Genomic DNA, 16,468 nt, shown 5'->3' with positions numbered 1-16,468 from the left:
TCCCGTTCAGAGGCCGGGGTGGAGCTTCTGTGCGAAGCCGGAGCGCCGTATCAGCGACAGCGGCTGCTCGTTGAGCCCGGTCATGCTGAGCTTGCCGTCGCGCTTTTCCAGCGTCTGCTGCAACTGCTCGAGCGCGTCCAGTCCGGTGGTGTCCAGCGAGATGAGGTGGCTGGCGTCGAGCACCAGATGCGTGCCCGGGGGGGCCCACTCCATCTCGGCCGTGAGCGGGTCGATCTTGGCCACGGCGCCGAAGAAGAGGGATCCGTACAGCCGGTAGACCACCTGCCGGCCGTCCCGGGAGACCGGGTCCACGCGGAAGATGTTGCTCTGGCGCCGCACGAACAGTACGAAGGCCAGCACCAGGCCGAGCTCCACCGCCACGGTCAGGTCGAACACGATGGTGACCAGGAAGGTGGACACCATCATCAGACGGTAGTGGTTGCTGAAGTGGCGCAGGCGGGCGAATTCTTTCCATTCGCCCATGTTCCAGGCCACGAACAGCAGCACGCCGGCCAGCACGGCCAGCGGAATGTGCTGCGCCAGTGGTGCCGCCGCCAGCACCACGACGGCCAGCGTCAGCGCATGCACGACGCCGGCGATCGGCGAGGTGGCACCGGCACGGATGTTGGTGACGGTGCGCGCAATGGTGCCGGTGGCCGGCATGCCGCCGAAGAAGGGCACGACGGCATTGGCCACGCCCTGCGCCATGAGCTCCTGGTTGGGGTCGTGCTTGGGGGTGTTGCTGAGCTGGTCGGCGACGCGCGCGCACAGCAGCGACTCGATGGCGCCGAGGATGGCCAGCGTGAGTGTGGGCGTGACCAGCAGGCGCACCGTTTCCCAGGAGAAATCGGGCAGCGTGAAGGCCGGCGGCGACTGCGGAATGCCACCGAAGCGGGTGCCGATGGTCTCCACCGGCAGCTCCAGCAGCCAGGCGGCGAGGGTGAGTGTGACCAGCGCCACCACCGGCGCCGGCAGGCGCGAGGTGGCGCGCAGCGCCGAGACCACTTCGAGCTGGTCGAGCTGGCGGCGGAACTGCGAGTCGACCGACCACAGGCGCGGCCAGATGAACAGCCCGATGACACACAGGGCACCCAGTGCGAAGGCCCAGGGGTTGAGGTCCTGGATGTGTCGGGCCACGGTGCCGATCTGGTTGAAGAAATCGGCCGGCATCTTCTCGATCTGCAGGCCCAGCAGGTCGCGCAGTTGCGACAGGCCGATCAGCACGGCAATGCCGTTGGTGAAGCCGATGACCACGCTCACCGGCACGTAGCGCACCAGGGAACCGAGTCGGAACAGGCCCATGAGGAACAGCAGCACGCCGGCACTGGCGGTGGCGATGAGCAGATTGGCGACGCCGTACCGCTCGACGATGCCGTAGACAATGACGATGAAGGCGCCGGCCGGCCCGCCGATCTGCACCGAGGTGCCGCCCAGGACGGCAATGAGAAAGCCGGCAATGATGGCCGTCCACAACCCGGCTTCGGGCTTGAGGCCTGATGCAATGGCAAAGGCCATGGCCAGGGGCAGGGCCACGATACCGACGGTGGCGCCCGCGCCGATGTCCTTGCCGAGACGCTCCCTGGTGTAGCCGCGCAGGTCGGCCAGCAGTCGTGGTCTGAAGGAAGCCAGGGGCGGGAGATTCATCGACATGGGTCAATGTTACCGCCTGCAACGGCCAAGGGCGAAACGTGGTAAGCGCCGCGGCATGATCTGCCTGCCGCCACCTTCGGCGCGGGGGATCAGTTGGCGTGCAGGCGCCGCCAATCGTCCAGTGCGGGGCGCAGCACCAGCAGCAGCAGGGCGATGGCCAGCGGCACGGTGCTGATGTAGCCGAAGGCCTTGAAGCCCAGGGCACCGGCGACGCCACCGCCAAAGAAGGCGATGATCAGGCGGATGTGCACGTGCAGCCGGCGCCGGTCGGCCAGCACCGGTGCGGCACCGGCCCGTTGGTTCACATACAGCAGCTTGCCCAGTTCGATGCCCAGGTCGGTGACCAGGCCGGTGACGTGGGTGGTGCGGATGGTGGCCCTGGAGATCTTGGTGATGACGGCGTTCTGCAGGCCCATGATGAAACACAGCAGGATGACGGTGGCCGGCAGCAGGATGGCGACCTGCTGGCTGATGGCGGCGCCGAAAAGCCCGAAGACCAGCAGCAGGAGGGATTCGATCATCAGCGGCAGGCCATAGGCGCTGCGCAGATGGCGCCGCATGCCCCAGTTGACCGTCCAGGCGGTGGTCATCGCGCCGAGCAGGAAAGCCAGGAAGGCCCCCAGGCCGGCCAGCACCAGCGCCATCTGGCCCAGCACCAGGTTGTCGGCCACCGAAGAGACGATGCCCGTCATGTGCGAGGTGTATTGCCCCACGGCCAGAAAGCCGCCGGCGTTGGCGGCGCCGGCCACGAAGGCCAGCACCGTGCCCAGCCGCAGATCCGCCTCCGGCGTGCGCTGCACGCTGGTGAAGCCGCGGATGGGGGCGAACATGCGGCTGCGCCGGTGTGCTCAGCGCACCCGCATGCCCGGGGTGGCGCCGGGCCAGGGCTGCAGCACGAAGATGCCCGGGTGGGCCTTTTCGTCGCCGTGGCTGGCCGCCAGCACCATGCCCTCGCTGACGCCGAACTTCATCTTGCGCGGGGCCAGATTGGCGACCATGACCGTGAGCTTGCCGATCAGGTCTTCGGGCTTGTAGGCGCTGGCGATGCCACTGAACACGTTGCGATGACGTCCCTCGCCCACGTCCAGCGTCAGGCGCAGCAGCTTGGTCGAGCCCTCGACCGCCTCGCAGTTGACGATCTGCGCAATGCGCAAGTCGACCCTGGCGAAGTCGTCGATGGTGATGGTGGGTGCCAGTTCCTCGCCACCCGGGGCGATCTTCTCCGGCTCGGGCGCGGCCGGGGGCTCGAACAGGGCGTCGAGCTGTTCGGGTGTCACGCGCTGCATCAGGTGCTGGTAGGTGCCGATGACGTGGCCGGCCGGCAGCAGGCTGGCGGCGTCGGCCCAGTCCAGGGGACCGACCTTGAGGAAGGTCTCGACCTGCACGGCCAGCGCGGGCAGCACGGGCTTGAGGTACAGCGAGAGCAGGCGGAAGGCCTGGATGCAGGTGGTGCACACGGCCTGCAACTGCGCCTCGGCACCTTCCTTCCTGGCCAGTTCCCAGGGCTTGTGCTCGTTGACGTATTCGTTGACCCGGTCGGCCAGCAGCATGATCTCGCGCACGGCGCGTGCGGTGTCACGCTTTTCATAGGCCTCGGCCAGAGGCCCGGCCTGCGCCTGCATGGCGGCCAGCAGCGCCTGGCCTTCGGTGTCGGGTGCGCCCAGCCGGCCGCTGAAGCGCTTGCTGAGGAAGCCGGCCGCGCGTGAGGCGATGTTGATGAACTTGCCCACGAGGTCGGCGTTCACGCGTGCCATGAAGTCCTCGGGGTTGAAGTCGATGTCCTCGTTGCGGCCGTTGAGCTTGGCAGCGATGTAGTAGCGCAGCCATTCGGCATTCATGCCCAGGCTCAGGTACTTGAGCGGGTCCAGGCCGGTGCCGCGGCTCTTGCTCATCTTCTCGCCGTTGTTGACGGTCAGGAAGCCGTGCACGCAGATGCGGTCGGGTGTCTTGCGGCCACTGAACTTGAGCATCGCGGGCCAGAACAGGGTGTGGAAGGTGACGATGTCCTTGCCGATGAAGTGCACCTGCTCCAGGTTCGGGTCGGCCATGTAGGCCGCGTAGTCCTCGCCGCGGCGGCTCAGGTGGTTCTTGAGCGCGGCCAGATAGCCGATGGGCGCGTCCAGCCAGACGTAGAAGTACTTGCCCGGCGCGTCGGGGATTTCGATGCCGAAGTAGGGTGCATCGCGGCTGATGTCCCAGTCGCCCAAACCTTCGCTCTGGCTGCCGTCGGGGTTCTCGCGCACGGAGAACCATTCCTTGACCTTGTTGGCCACCTCGGGCTGCACGTGGATGCCGTCCTGCGTCCACGCCTGCAGGAATTCGACGCAGCGCGGGTCGGACAGCTTGAAGAAGAAGTGCTCGGACTGCCTGATGACTGGTTTGGCACCCGAGAGGGCCGAGTACGGCTCGATCAGCTCGGTGGGGGCGTAAACGGCGCCGCAGACCTCGCAGTTGTCGCCGTACTGGTCCTTGGCGTGGCAGCGCGGGCACTCGCCCTTGATGAAGCGGTCGGGCAGGAACATGCCCTTGTCCGGGTCGAAGAACTGCTCGATGGTGCGGGACTCGATCAGGCCGGCGGCCTTCAGGTCCTTGTAGATCGCCTGCGCCAGTTCGGTGTTCTCCGGGCTGTGGGTCGAGTACCAGTGATCATGGCTGATGTGGAAGCCTTCCAGGTACTGCTTGCGGCCGGCGGCGATGTCGGCCACGAACTGCTCGGGCGTCTTGCCGGCCTTCTCGGCGGCAATCATGATCGGCGCGCCGTGGGCGTCATCCGCGCCCATGAAGTCCACCCGGTGGCCCTGCATGCGCTGGAAACGCACCCAGGTGTCGGCCTGGATGTACTCCATGATGTGGCCGATATGGAAGGTGCCGTTGGCGTAGGGCAGGGCGGTGGTGACGAAAATGCGGCGCTGGCGCATGGCAGCTTTCTTTCTGGTCTGGTCGTGATCGCTGGGCAACCCTCTATTCTAGGGCGGGCAAGCCCCCATGGTGGGTGGGTGAATCGCGCCCCCGGATGGCCCGGGGGTAGACTTTCAGGCCCGCGCGGCTATTTGCCCGCGTCTTCCCGGTACCCCACCCCTCACAGGAGAGTCCCCTTCATGGCCGCTGCCGACCCACAAGCCCTGCTCGATGCCCTGCAGACCGTGATCGACCCCAACACGGGTCAGGATTTCGTGTCCACCAAGGCCTTGAAGAACCTGCAGGTGCAGGGCGGGGACGTGTCTTTCGAGGTGGAGCTGGGCTACCCCGCCAGGAGCCAGGTGGCCGCGTTGCGCCGGGGGCTGATCGAGGCGGCGCGCAGCGTGCCGGGCGTGGACAACGTGTCGGTGCAGATCGACAGCCGCATCATTGCCCACGCGGTGCAGCGCGGTGTGCAGTTGCTGCCTGGTGTCAAGAACATCATCGCCGTGGCCTCGGGCAAGGGCGGGGTCGGCAAGAGCACGACCACGGCCAACCTGGCGCTGGCGCTGGCGGCCGAGGGCGCGCGGGTGGGCATCCTGGATGCCGACATCTACGGTCCGAGCCAGCCGATGATGATGGGCATCGAGGGCCGGCCCGAAAGCCTCGATGGCAAGAGCATGGAGCCTTTGCAGAACCATGGCGTGCAGGTCAACTCGATCGGCTTCCTGGTGGACCGCAACGAGGCCATGATCTGGCGCGGGCCGATGGCCACGCAGGCACTCGAGCAACTGCTGCGCCAGACCCACTGGAAAGACCTGGACTACCTGCTGGTGGACATGCCGCCCGGCACCGGTGACATCCAGCTCACGCTCAGCCAGCGCGTGCCGGTGACCGGCGCGGTCATCGTCACCACGCCGCAGGACATCGCGCTGCTCGATGCGCGCAAGGGCATCCGCATGTTCGACAAGGTGGGCGTGCCGATCCTGGGCATTGTCGAGAACATGGCGGTGTACTGCTGCCCGAACTGCGGTCACATCGAGCACATCTTCGGCGCCGACGGCGGCCGGCAGATGGCGCAGGAACTGGGGGTGGACTTTCTGGGGTCGCTGCCACTGAACATGTCGATCCGCGTGCAGGCCGACAGCGGAGTGCCCACCGTGGCTGCCGAGCCCGATGGCGAGATCGCCGCGATCTACCGCACCGTGGCGCGCAAGGTGGCGGTGACCATCGCCGCCAAATCGAAGGACTATTCGAGCAAGTTCCCGAGCATCAAGATCTCGAAGGACACCTGAGCATCAGTACCGGAGCTGGCCGCTGGCGTCGATGATGGCCAGCTCGACATAGTCGGAGCCATGGTGCAACTGCGGCGTATAGCGCGCCGTGAAGCGACCGAACGAGATCTCGCCGGACGTTTCCATGGTCCGGATGAAGGATTCGGTGCTCAGGTCGCGCCCCGTGCGACGCAGCCCTTCGGCCAGGACACGGGCGTGCACGAAACCTTCGAACTGGGCGGTTGAGGGGATGGCGTTCGGATCCTTGGCCTGGAGTGCCTGGAGGTATTCGCGCACGACCGGGATCGTCTTGTTGCGCAGTGAGGGCATGATCTGCGCCAGCACGATGCCGCGGGCCTTGTCTTTCAGGGCGCCGGTGATGCTGTCGAGCGTGGCCACGGAAAAACCGTAGAACGTCGGGCGTGCCGAAGTGGCTTGGACGGCGGCGACGTACTGCGGGAAGGTGGTGCCTGCCGAGCAGATGATGACCGCCTGGGGGGAGGCCTTGGCGGTGGCGGCCGCTGCGGCGGCGAAGTCGGGCTTGGCCGGGTCGAGCGCAATCTCGGCCACCAGGGGCTGGCCTTCCTTCTGGGACGAACGCCGGACCTCATCCAGCAGCGCCTTGCCGAAGGCATCATCCTGGTAGAAAGCCGCCACGCGGGTGACGCCGATCTGGCGCAACTGCGTCACGATCTTGTCCGCCTCATTGGCATAGCTGGCGCGTACGTGGAACAGGTGGCGGATGTAACGGTCGCGGAACTGCGACGCGCCCGTCACCGGGCCGAACAGGATGGTCTTTTGCTCGTCCAGGTAGGGCAGGACGGCGCCCGTGTGCGCCGTCCCGGTGTTGTTGAACAGCAGGAAGACCTTGTCATCTTCGACCAGCCGGCGGGTGTTGTCGGCGGCGCGTTTGACGTCGAAGGCGTCGTCCAGCGAGGTCAGCGTGATCTTGCGGCCATGGATGCCGCCCTTGGCGTTGATGCTGTCGAACAGCAGCCGGGCGCCCTCTCCGTACTGGATGGTCTGCGGACCGAGCGGGCCTGTCAGCACGGCAGAGGTGCCCAGACGGATCTCGGTGGCCGTCACGCCCGCGTCACCGGCATGCGCCAAAGCTGCACCGACCCCCATGGCCAGTGTCAGCATGCCTTGCCAGAACCTCATGAGTCTCCTCCCTGGATTCGTTTTTGACCATTTGACGAGTGTGGTTATATTATGTAACCGATACAAGATATGACTCGTCAGGGTTTTCCCCGCGTGGACAGGCCGGCTCAGGTGACGGTCACTGGCCGAACAGCCGCTGATTCTCCAGATCACGCAGCTTGAAGCGCTGGATCTTGCCGGTGGCGGTCTTGGGCAGCTCGGCCACGAACTCGATGAATCGCGGGTACTTGTAGGGCGCGAGCTTTTCCTTCACGAAGGCCTGCAGCTCGGCCTCGCTGGCCTGCAGGCCGGGCTTGAGCACCACGAAGGCCTTGGTCTTGGTCAGACCGTCATCGTCGGTCTTGCCGATCACGGCCGCCTCCAGCACCGCCGGGTGCTGCACCAGCGTGGCCTCGACCTCGAACGGGCTGACGTAGATGCCACTGACCTTGAGCATGTCGTCGTTGCGGCCGGCGTAGGTGTAGTAACCGTCGGGGTCGCGCACGTACTTGTCGCCGCTCTTGGTCCAGGCACCCTGGAAGGTCTCCCGTGATTTGGCGCGGTTGTTCCAGTACAGCAATGCGGCGCTGGGGCCCTGGATGTAGAGGTCGCCGATCTGGTTGTGGCCTTCGATCACGCTGCCGTCCTCGTCGCGCAACTGCACATCGTAGCCGGGCACCGGCTTGCCGGTGGTGCCGTAGCGCACGTCGCCGGGGCGGTTGGACAGGAACACGTGCAGCATCTCGGTGGAGCCGATGCCGTCGATGATTTCGCAACCGAAATGGGCCGTCCAGCGCTCGCCGATGTCGCGCGGCAGTGCCTCGCCGGCCGAGGAGCACAGGCGCAGCGCCACCTGCTCGCGCGCGGGCAGATCGGGGCTGGCGAGCATGCCGCTGTAGCCGGTCGGTGCTCCGTAGAACACCGTGGGCTGGTGGTCGATGAAGCGCCGGAAGCAGGCCTGGGGGGTGGCGCGCTCGGCCATCAGCACCACGCTCGCGCCCACACTCAGGGGGAAGCTCAGCGCATTGCCCAGGCCGTAGGCGAAGAACAGCTTGGCGGCCGAGAACACCGTGTCGTTTTCGGTCAGACCCAGCACCGGCTTGCCGTACAGCTCGGCGGTCCACCACAGGTTGGCCTGGGTGTGTACCGTGCCCTTGGGGGCGCCGGTGGAGCCGCTGGAATACAGCCAGAAGGCGGGTTCATCGCCATGCGTGTCCACGCCCTGGCCGGGCGCCTGCCCGGCCACCAGGGTCGCCCAGTCGTGGGCGCCGGCGGGCACCGGGTCGGTACTGCGCGAGACGATGACCTGTTGCACTTCATGCCCGCCGTCGGCCATGGCGGTCTGCAGGGTGGGCAGCAGCGCGCCCGAGACGATGGCGCCCTGCGCGCGGCTGTCGGCCAGCATGTAGGCGTAGTCCCTGGCGGTGAGCAGGGTGTTCACGCACACCGGCACCACGCCCGCGTACAGCGCGCCCAGGAAGCTCACGATCCAGTCGCTGCTGTCGTGCATCAGCAGCAGCACCCGGTCTTCGCGGCGCAGGCCCAGGGCGTGCAGCGCGGCGGAAAAGCGTGCCACCTGGTCGGCCAGCTGGCCATAACTCAGGGTGCCTGCATCATCGATGAGCGCGGTCTTGCCGGCGCGAGCGGCATTGGCGGCCATCAGATGGCGGGCGAAGTTGAACCGCGGCGGTGGCGGGGTGAGTTCGGTGCGTTGCATGGGTCTTTGTCTCCTCTCCGGTATGTGATGCCACGTTGGGGGAATTACCAGGCGCAGGGCGCCCCGCCTGCGGCCAGTGCGTCCAGGGCGGCGGCACTGGCCTGCACCGCGCTGCGCCGATGGTAAAACGCCAGCGCGCGCAGGCCGCCCAGCTCCTCGCCGCCGCCGGCCCGGCCCGGCCCGCCGTGCAGGCTCATGGGCATGACATTGCCATGGCCGGTCTGGCTGGCCGCCACGTCGGGGCTGATGGCATGGACGCGGCCATGGCTGTCGCCCAGTTCGGCGGCGGCGCGCGCGATGAAGGCCGGATCGGCGCTGTAGACCGAGACGACCAGCGATCCCTCGCCGCGACGGATCAATTCGTAGGCCTGCGCCTCGCTGTCGTAGGGCATGAGCGTGGCGACGGGGCCGAACACCTCGACCTCGTGCAGCACGCGGGCGTCCACGGGCTTGGGTGTGCCCAGCAGGGTGGGGGCCACGCAGGCGGCGACGGCAGGGTCGGCATCCACCAGCGGTACGCGGCTGCCGTCGAACAGCACTTCGGCCTCGGTCTTGAGCTGCGCCAGTCCGGCCAGCACGCCCTCGTACTGCGCACGGCTGACCAGCGCGCCCATGCGCACGGCCTCGTTGCGCGGGTTGCCCACGGTGGTGTTGGCCAGTTTGGCGCCGATCGCCTGTGCGGCGGCCTGGTACAGCGCTCGCGGGACGAACACGCGGCGGATGGCGGTGCATTTCTGGCCGCTCTTGACCGTCATCTCGCGCACCACCTCGCTGACCAGCAGATGGAAGGCCTCGCTGCCCTCGGTGGCGCTCGGGTCGAGCAGGGCGCTGTTGAGGCTGTCGGCCTCGATGTTGCAACGTACCGAGCGCTGGGCCACCGCCGGATGACTGCGGATGATGCGCGCGGTGTCGGCCGACCCGGTGAAGCTGACCACGTCGAAGGGCTGGAGCTGGTCCATCAGGCCGGCCGAGGACCCGCAGATCACCGACAGCGCGCCGGCCGGGACCACGCCGGCCTCGACCACATCGGCCACCATGCGCTGGGTCAGCCAGGCCGTGGCCGTGGCCGGCTTGACGATGACCGGCACACCCGAGAGCAGGGCCGGTGCGGCCTTTTCCCACAGGCCCCAGGCCGGGAAGTTGAAGGCATTGATGAACAGCGCCACGCCCCGTGTGGGCGTGAGCACGTGCTGGGTCTGGAATGCCGGGTCCTTGCCCATGCGGATGCGCTCGCCGTCGAGCAGCAGGTGTGCCTCGCCCAGGGCCTCGCCCTGCCTGGCGTAGTAGCCCAGGGTGAAGATGCCGCCGTCGATGTCGACCGCCGAGTCTTTGGTGGTGGTGCCGGCATTGCGGGTGGCGATGTCGTAGTACGCGTCACGGTTGGCCTGCAGCACCTTGACGATGGCACCGAGCATGGCAGCGCGCTGGCCGTAGCTCATGGCACGCAGCGCCTGGCCGCCCTGGTCGCGGGCGAAGGCGAAGCCCTCGGCCAGATCGAGTCCTTCGTTGCCCACGCGCACCAGCTCGGTGCCCAGCACCGGGTCCACCAGGGTCGATCCGGTGCCGGTGCCACTCTGCCAGCGGCCAGCGAAAAAATTGGGGAGCAGGGTGAGGGAGGTGGCGTGGGTGCTCATGGTCGGTGGATGCAGTGGTTTTCGTGGCAACCGTGGCCGGGATCACGGAATGACGGTATAAATGCACTATCTTGCTTCTCTGCAAGTATGCATTAAAGTGCATATTCGTGGGGGCCATTGTGACCGGGGGTTTTCCCTGAGTCGGCTCAACAACAGACGAAAGGCGCCTGCGCCATGACCGCCAGCGACACCGTGATTCATCACCCGGCCGCCCATGCCGGCACCAGCGAAGAAGAGCGCCACCCCTTTCTGGTGGCATTGGGTGAGCGTGTGCGCACCCTGCGTTCGCGCAAGGGCATGACGCGCAAGGCCGTGGCCCTGGCGGCCGATGTGTCCGAGCGTCATCTGGCCAACCTGGAATATGGCACCGGCAATGCGTCCATTCTGGTGTTGCTGCAGGTGGCGCAGGCCCTGCAGTGCTCGCTCGCCGAGCTGATCGGCGACGTCACCACCTCTTCACCCGAGTGGCTGCTGATCCGCGAGTTGCTGCAGGGGCGCGACGAGGCCGATTTGCGCCGCGCGCGGATGCAACTGGCCGAGCTGCTGGGTGCCAGCGGCGGCGTGGACGCGCAGGGCCGGCTGGCGCGCGTGGCCCTGATCGGCTTGCGCGGGGCCGGCAAATCGACGCTGGGTCAGCGTCTGGCCGATGACCTGGGTTATCCGTTCATCGAGCTGAGCCGCGAGATCGAGCAGTTCGCCGGTTGCAGCATCAGCGAGATCCACAACCTGTATGGCGCCAACGCCTACCGCCGCTACGAGCGACGTGCGCTGGAAGAAGCGATCCAGATCTACCCCGAGGTGGTGATCGCGACGCCCGGCGGGCTGGTGGCCGACTCGGCCAACTTCAACCTGTTGCTGCAGCATTGCACCACGGTGTGGCTGCAGGCCGATCCGGCCGATCACATGGCGCGCGTGGCGGCGCAGGGCGACTTGCGGCCGATGGCGGCCAGCCGGGAGGCCATGGAAGACCTCAAGCGGATTCTGGAGGGACGGTCGGCCTTCTACTCCAAGGCCGATCTGAGCTTCAATACCAGTGCGCAGCCGCTGGAAGAGAGTTTTCTGCGGCTGCGGTCCGAGGTGCGCCAGTTGCTCCGGCTGCCGGTGTGACGGTGGCCTGGCTGCTTCGGCGGCATCGCGGGCACCTGCAGGGCTGACGCCCGTGGCCGGCCGGGCCGGCTGGGCGCTGCCCTGGCGTTGGAGGTGAAGCCAGGGTTTTTCCTGATGTTATGCAGTAAATTGCATTTGACTTGGCTCAGGAATATGAATTATTATTCACATCACGCTGCGCCGCAGCCCGCTTTCTGAACCCCACTGCAACCGCCGTTCCGATCCGAGGAGACCCGCATGACCGCCACCGCCGCCGCCCCCCGCGTCGATTACCAGACCCATCCTTCGCGTTACCAGCATGTGCAACTGAGCTTCGATGGCCCGATCGCCACGTTGTCGCTGGCCATCAACGAAGACGCCGGCCTGCGCCCCGGTTACAAACTCAAGCTCAACAGCTACGACCTGGGCGTGGACATCGAGCTGCACGATGCGCTGCAGCGCATTCGCTTCGAGCATCCGGAGGTGCGTACGGTGGTCGTCACCAGCCTGAAGGATCGCGTGTTCTGCTCGGGTGCCAACATCTTCATGCTGGGCCTGTCGAGCCATGGCTGGAAGGTCAACTTCTGCAAGTTCACCAACGAAACCCGCAACGGCATCGAGGACGCCTCGCAGCATTCCGGCCTGAAATTCGTGGCCGCGCTCAACGGTGCCTGCGCCGGTGGCGGCTATGAACTGGCGCTGGCCTGCGACGACATCGTGCTGGTGGACGACCGCTCCAGCGCCGTGAGCCTGCCCGAAGTGCCCTTGCTGGGCGTGCTGCCCGGCACCGGCGGTCTGACCCGCGTGACCGACAAGCGCCATGTGCGTCACGATCTGGCCGACATCTTCTGCACCAGCGCCGAGGGCGTGCGCGGCCAGAAGGCGGTGGACTGGCGCCTGGTCGATGCCATCGCCAAGCCGGCGCAGTTCCAGCAGGTGGTGCGCGAGCGTGCCGAGAAGCTGGCGGCAGGCAGCAGCCGTCCGGCGGATGCCAAGGGTGTTGAACTGACGCCGCTGCAGCGCACGTTCGAGGCCGATCGCGTGGTGTACGCGAATGTGGTGGTCGAGATCGACCGCGCCAAGCGTGTTGCCACGTTCACCGTCAAGGCCCCCCAGGGCGCACAGCCGGCCGACATCGCCGGCATCGAGGCCGCCGCTGCCGCCTGGTACCCGCTGGCGATGATCCGCGAACTGGACGACGCCATCCTGCACATGCGCACCAACGAGCTCGACATCGGCACCTGGGTCCTCAAGACCGAGGGCGATGCGGCCGCGGTGCTGGCCATGGACGCCACCTTGCTGGCGCACAAGGACCACTGGTTCGTCAACGAAACCATCGGCATGCTGCGCCGCACGCTGGCGCGCCTGGACGTGTCCTCGCGCAGCCTGTTCGCCCTGATCGAGCCCGGCTCGTGCTTCGCCGGCACGCTGGCCGAGCTGGCCTTCTGCGCCGACCGCAGCTACCAGCTCGTGCTGCCCGACGAGCCCGAGAAGCAGCCCACGCTGACGCTGTCGGAGATGAATTTCGGCTTTTTCCCCATGGTCAACGGCCAGTCGCGTCTGGCGCGCCGCTTCTATGAAGAGGCCGGCCCGATGGACGCGGCGCGCAGCGCCATCGGCCAGGCGCTGGACGGCGATGCCGCTGTCAAGCTGGGCCTGGTCACGGCCGCCCCCGACGATATCGACTGGGCCGACGAGATCCGCCTGGTGCTGGAAGAGCGTGCCGCCATGTCGCCCGACGCGCTCACCGGCCTGGAAGCCAACTTGCGCTTTGCCCAGAAGGAGAACATGCTCACCCGCATCTTCGGTCGTCTGACCGCCTGGCAGAACTGGATCTTCCAGCGACCCAACGCCGTGGGCGAGAAAGGGGCCTTGAAGGTCTACGGCAAGGGTGAAAAAGCAGCCTTTGACTGGAACCGGGTGTGACCGCTTCCGTGTGCCGCGGGTGCGGCTGACCTGCGGACCCTCTTCACTCCAGCATTCTTTCCTTTCCTCTTCAGGAGACCGTCATGTCCAGCATCAACTACAGCGAGAAGATCCCCAACAACGTCAACCTCAGCGAGGACCGCACGCTGCAGCGCGCGCTGGAGCACTGGCAGCCGAACTACCTGCAGTGGTGGCAGGACATGGGCCCCGAAGGTTCGCAGAACTTCGATGTCTACCTGCGCACCGCCGTCAGCGTGGACCCGCAGGGCTGGGCGCAGTTCGGCCATGTGAAGATGCCCGACTACCGCTGGGGCATCTTTCTCAACCCCGCCGAGCAGGACCGCAAGATCCATTTCGGCGACCACCTGGGTGAAGCCGCCTGGCAGGATGTGCCGGGGGAGCACCGCGCCAACCTGCGCCGCATCATCGTCACCCAGGGCGATACCGAGCCCGCCTCGGTCGAACAGCAGCGCCACCTGGGCCTGACCGCGCCCAGCCAGTACGACCTGCGCAACCTGTTCCAGGTGAACGTGGAGGAAGGCCGCCATCTGTGGGCGATGGTCTACCTGCTGCACAAGTTCTTCGGCAAGGACGGCCGCGAAGAGGCCGAGGCCCTGCTCGAGCGCAACAGCGGCAACGCCGACAACCCGCGCATCCTGCAGGCCTTCAACGAGAAGACGCCCGATTGGCTGAGCTTCTTCATGTTCACCTACTTCACCGACCGTGACGGCAAGTTCCAGCTGTGCGCGCTGGCCGAGTCGGCGTTCGACCCGCTGGCCCGCACGACCAAGTTCATGCTGACCGAGGAAGCGCACCACATGTTCGTGGGCGAGTCGGGCGTGGGCCGTGTCATCAGCCGCACCTGCGAGATGATGAACCAGCTCAAGACGGACGACGTGGGCAAGCTGCGCGCCGCCGGCGTGATCGACCTGCCCACGATCCAGCGCTACCTGAACTTCCACTTCTCGGTGACCATCGACCTGTTTGGCGCCGACCAGTCGTCCAACGCCGCCACCTTCTACAGCTCGGGCCTCAAGGGCCGCTACGAGGAAGGCAAGCGCAACGACGACCACATCCTCAAGGGCCAGTCCTACAAGATCCTGGACGTGGTCGACGGGCAACTCACGGAGAAGGAGGTGCCGATGCTCAACGCCCTCAACGAAGTGCTGCGCGACGACTACATCAAGGACTCGGTCGGCGGCGTGGAGCGCTGGAACCGCATCATCGAAAAGGCCGGCATCGACTTCCGCCTGACGGTGCCGCACAAGGCCTTCCACCGCAATATCGGCTCCCTGGCCGGCGCCAAGGTCAGCCCGGATGGTCGCGTGGTGTCCGACAGCGAATGGAATGCCAAGGTCGCCGAATGGCTGCCGACCGACCAGGACCGCGCCTACGTCGCGAGCCTGATGGGCCGTGTGGTCGAGCCGGGCAAGTTTGCCAACTGGATCGCGCCGCCGGTGATCGGCATCAACCGTCAGCCGGTGAACTTCGAGTACGTCCGCTTCAACTGACGGCCTTCCGCGCGGTTGCGCGCAGTTCCCTTCCAAGGGCGCCACGTGCGCCGGAAGGGCTGCCAGGGGGATGCCCCATGGCAGCGCAGCCCGTCGGACAATCGCGCCAGAGACGAGAAAACCGGAGACCCCGATGAATGCCCCCGCCGAAGCCCTCATCATCAAACAGCACCTGATCGATCCGGAGATCTGCATCCGGTGCAATACCTGCGAATCCATCTGCCCGGTGGGGGCCATCACGCACGACTCCCGCAACTACGTGGTCGACGTGGACAAGTGCAACTGGTGCAACGATTGCATCTCGCCATGCCCCACCGGCTCGATCGACAACTACCGCCGTGTGGTGCGCGGGCGCGCCTACACGCTCGACGAGCAACTGGGCTGGGACGAGCTGCCGCCCGAACTGTCGAATGCCGAGCTGAACGACATGTCGGCCGACGTGGCCGGTGTGGACGCCCCGGCTGAACAGGCCGAGGATGCACCCGCCGCCGGGCAGGAGCCGGACGCCCGGCCCGACCCGACCGGCCAGGAGGCCTTCAACTCGGCCCAGTACGGCGCCACCATCCCGCCCTGGAGCGCAGCCCACGCCTACACCAACCTGTACGGCCCGCGCGCTGCGCAAACCACCGTCACGGCCACGGTCACCGGCAACGTCCGCGTGACGGCGGTCGGCAAGGACTACGACACCCACCACATCGTGCTGGACTTCGGCCAGATGCCTTTCCCCGTGCTCGAAGGCCAGAGCATCGGCATCATTGCACCGGGTACCGATGACAAGGGCAGGCCGCACCATGCCCGCCAGTACAGCATTGCCAGCCCGCGCAATGGCGAACGCCCGGGTTACAACAACCTGTCGCTGACGATCAAGCGCGTGCTCGAGGACCACGACGGCAAGCCGGTGCGCGGTGTGGCCAGCAACTACATGTGCGACCTCCAGGTGGGCGACAAGGTGGAAGTGATCGGGCCCTTCGGCGCCAGCTTCCTGATGCCCAACCACCCGAAGAGCCACATCGTGATGATCTGCACCGGCACCGGCAGCGCGCCGATGCGTGCGATGACCGAGTGGCGACGCCGCCTGCGCAAGACAGGCAAGTTCGAGAGTGGCAAGCTGATGCTGTTCTTCGGTGCCCGCACCCAGGAGGAACTGCCGTACTTCGGGCCGTTGCAGAACCTGCCCAAGGATTTCATCGACATCAACTTCGCCTTCAGCCGCACGCCCGGCCAGCCCAAGCGCTACGTGCAGGACGCCATGCGCGAGCGCGCGGCCGACCTGGCGCTGCTGCTCAAGGATCCGAACACCTGCTTCTACGTCTGCGGGCTCAAGTCCATGGAGGAGGGCGTGGTGCTGGCGCTGCGCGACGTCGCCACCGACGCCGGCATGAACTGGGAAGAAGTCGGGGCCGCCCTCAAGCGCGAGGGGCGCCTGCACCTGGAGACTTACTGACTCCCCCTGCGGCGCTTCGAGGGGGACGCACCCGACGGTCCGGCCAGGCCGGTTCCGTGGGTGCCTGGCGCTGGGGCACTGCTTTCGTGGCGGGTTGTGCTCCCGCTCCCTCTGGGTGAGACAAGGAGGCAGGGCCGCGGGTTATACACTTGGCGTTCCGCCGGTTTCTGCCTGTCCAAACACACCGA

General features: G+C 66.8%; 11 protein-coding genes. 5 read left to right on the top strand and 6 right to left on the bottom strand.

Annotated features, from left to right (window positions below):
- Positions 1-6: 6 nt before the first annotated feature.
- The 3 genes from PHQ87_RS00130 to metG all read right to left on the bottom strand — a co-directional run bounded on the left by PHQ87_RS00130 (position 7) and on the right by metG (position 4,568).
- Positions 7-1,650, bottom strand: coding sequence for a SulP family inorganic anion transporter (locus PHQ87_RS00130; protein ID WP_300229961.1), 1,644 nt, complete (start codon positions 1,648-1,650; stop codon positions 7-9).
- Between the two features lie 89 nt (positions 1,651-1,739).
- Complete coding sequence (locus PHQ87_RS00125) at positions 1,740-2,480, bottom strand: YoaK family protein (protein WP_300229959.1); 741 nt, start codon at positions 2,478-2,480, stop codon at positions 1,740-1,742.
- An 18-nt stretch (positions 2,481-2,498) separates the two neighbouring features.
- Positions 2,499-4,568 carry a methionine--tRNA ligase gene (gene metG / locus PHQ87_RS00120; RefSeq protein ID WP_300229957.1) on the bottom strand — a complete coding sequence of 690 codons (2,070 nt, stop codon included), beginning with the start codon at positions 4,566-4,568 and terminating at the stop codon, positions 2,499-2,501.
- Between the two features lie 180 nt (positions 4,569-4,748).
- Here metG and apbC point away from each other — a divergent pair, with 180 nt between their 5' ends.
- Positions 4,749-5,843 (top strand): iron-sulfur cluster carrier protein ApbC, encoded by a 1,095-nt coding sequence (gene apbC / locus PHQ87_RS00115; RefSeq protein WP_300229955.1) that lies wholly within the window; start codon positions 4,749-4,751, stop codon positions 5,841-5,843.
- 3 nt (positions 5,844-5,846) lie between these two features.
- Here the strand turns inward: apbC and PHQ87_RS00110 are convergent, their stop codons facing one another.
- From PHQ87_RS00110 to PHQ87_RS00100, 3 genes are all read right to left on the bottom strand, one after another.
- Positions 5,847-6,983, bottom strand: coding sequence for an ABC transporter substrate-binding protein (locus PHQ87_RS00110; protein WP_300229953.1), 1,137 nt, complete (start codon positions 6,981-6,983; stop codon positions 5,847-5,849).
- A 118-nt stretch (positions 6,984-7,101) separates the two neighbouring features.
- On the bottom strand, positions 7,102-8,679 hold the full coding sequence (locus PHQ87_RS00105; protein ID WP_300229950.1) for a benzoate-CoA ligase family protein: 1,578 nt from the start codon (positions 8,677-8,679) through the stop codon (positions 7,102-7,104).
- Positions 8,680-8,723: 44 nt separating this feature from the next.
- On the bottom strand, positions 8,724-10,313 hold the full coding sequence (locus tag PHQ87_RS00100) for a 3,4-dehydroadipyl-CoA semialdehyde dehydrogenase (protein WP_300229948.1): 1,590 nt from the start codon (positions 10,311-10,313) through the stop codon (positions 8,724-8,726).
- 174 nt (positions 10,314-10,487) lie between these two features.
- Between PHQ87_RS00100 and PHQ87_RS00095 the strand changes: the two genes are divergently transcribed.
- The 4 genes from PHQ87_RS00095 (at position 10,488) to boxA (ending at position 16,280) form a co-directional block, all read left to right on the top strand.
- Entirely contained in the window at positions 10,488-11,420 is a 933-nt protein-coding gene (locus PHQ87_RS00095; RefSeq protein WP_300229945.1) for a helix-turn-helix transcriptional regulator, read from the top strand.
- A gap of 237 nt (positions 11,421-11,657) precedes the next feature.
- A complete protein-coding gene (boxC, locus tag PHQ87_RS00090) occupies positions 11,658-13,325 on the top strand; it encodes a 2,3-epoxybenzoyl-CoA dihydrolase (protein ID WP_300229942.1) in 1,668 nt (555 codons plus the stop codon).
- Between the two features lie 83 nt (positions 13,326-13,408).
- Positions 13,409-14,836, top strand: coding sequence for a benzoyl-CoA 2,3-epoxidase subunit BoxB (gene boxB, locus PHQ87_RS00085; protein WP_300229940.1), 1,428 nt, complete (start codon positions 13,409-13,411; stop codon positions 14,834-14,836).
- 133 nt (positions 14,837-14,969) lie between these two features.
- A complete protein-coding gene (gene boxA / locus PHQ87_RS00080; protein WP_300229938.1) occupies positions 14,970-16,280 on the top strand; it encodes a benzoyl-CoA 2,3-epoxidase subunit BoxA in 1,311 nt (436 codons plus the stop codon).
- The last annotated feature ends 188 nt before the right edge of the window (positions 16,281-16,468 follow it).

It is taken from the genome of Hydrogenophaga sp., from assembly GCF_028698005.1.
GTDB lineage: Bacteria > Pseudomonadota > Gammaproteobacteria > Burkholderiales > Burkholderiaceae_C > Hydrogenophaga.
This window is presented reverse-complemented; position numbering and strand designations above follow the sequence as displayed.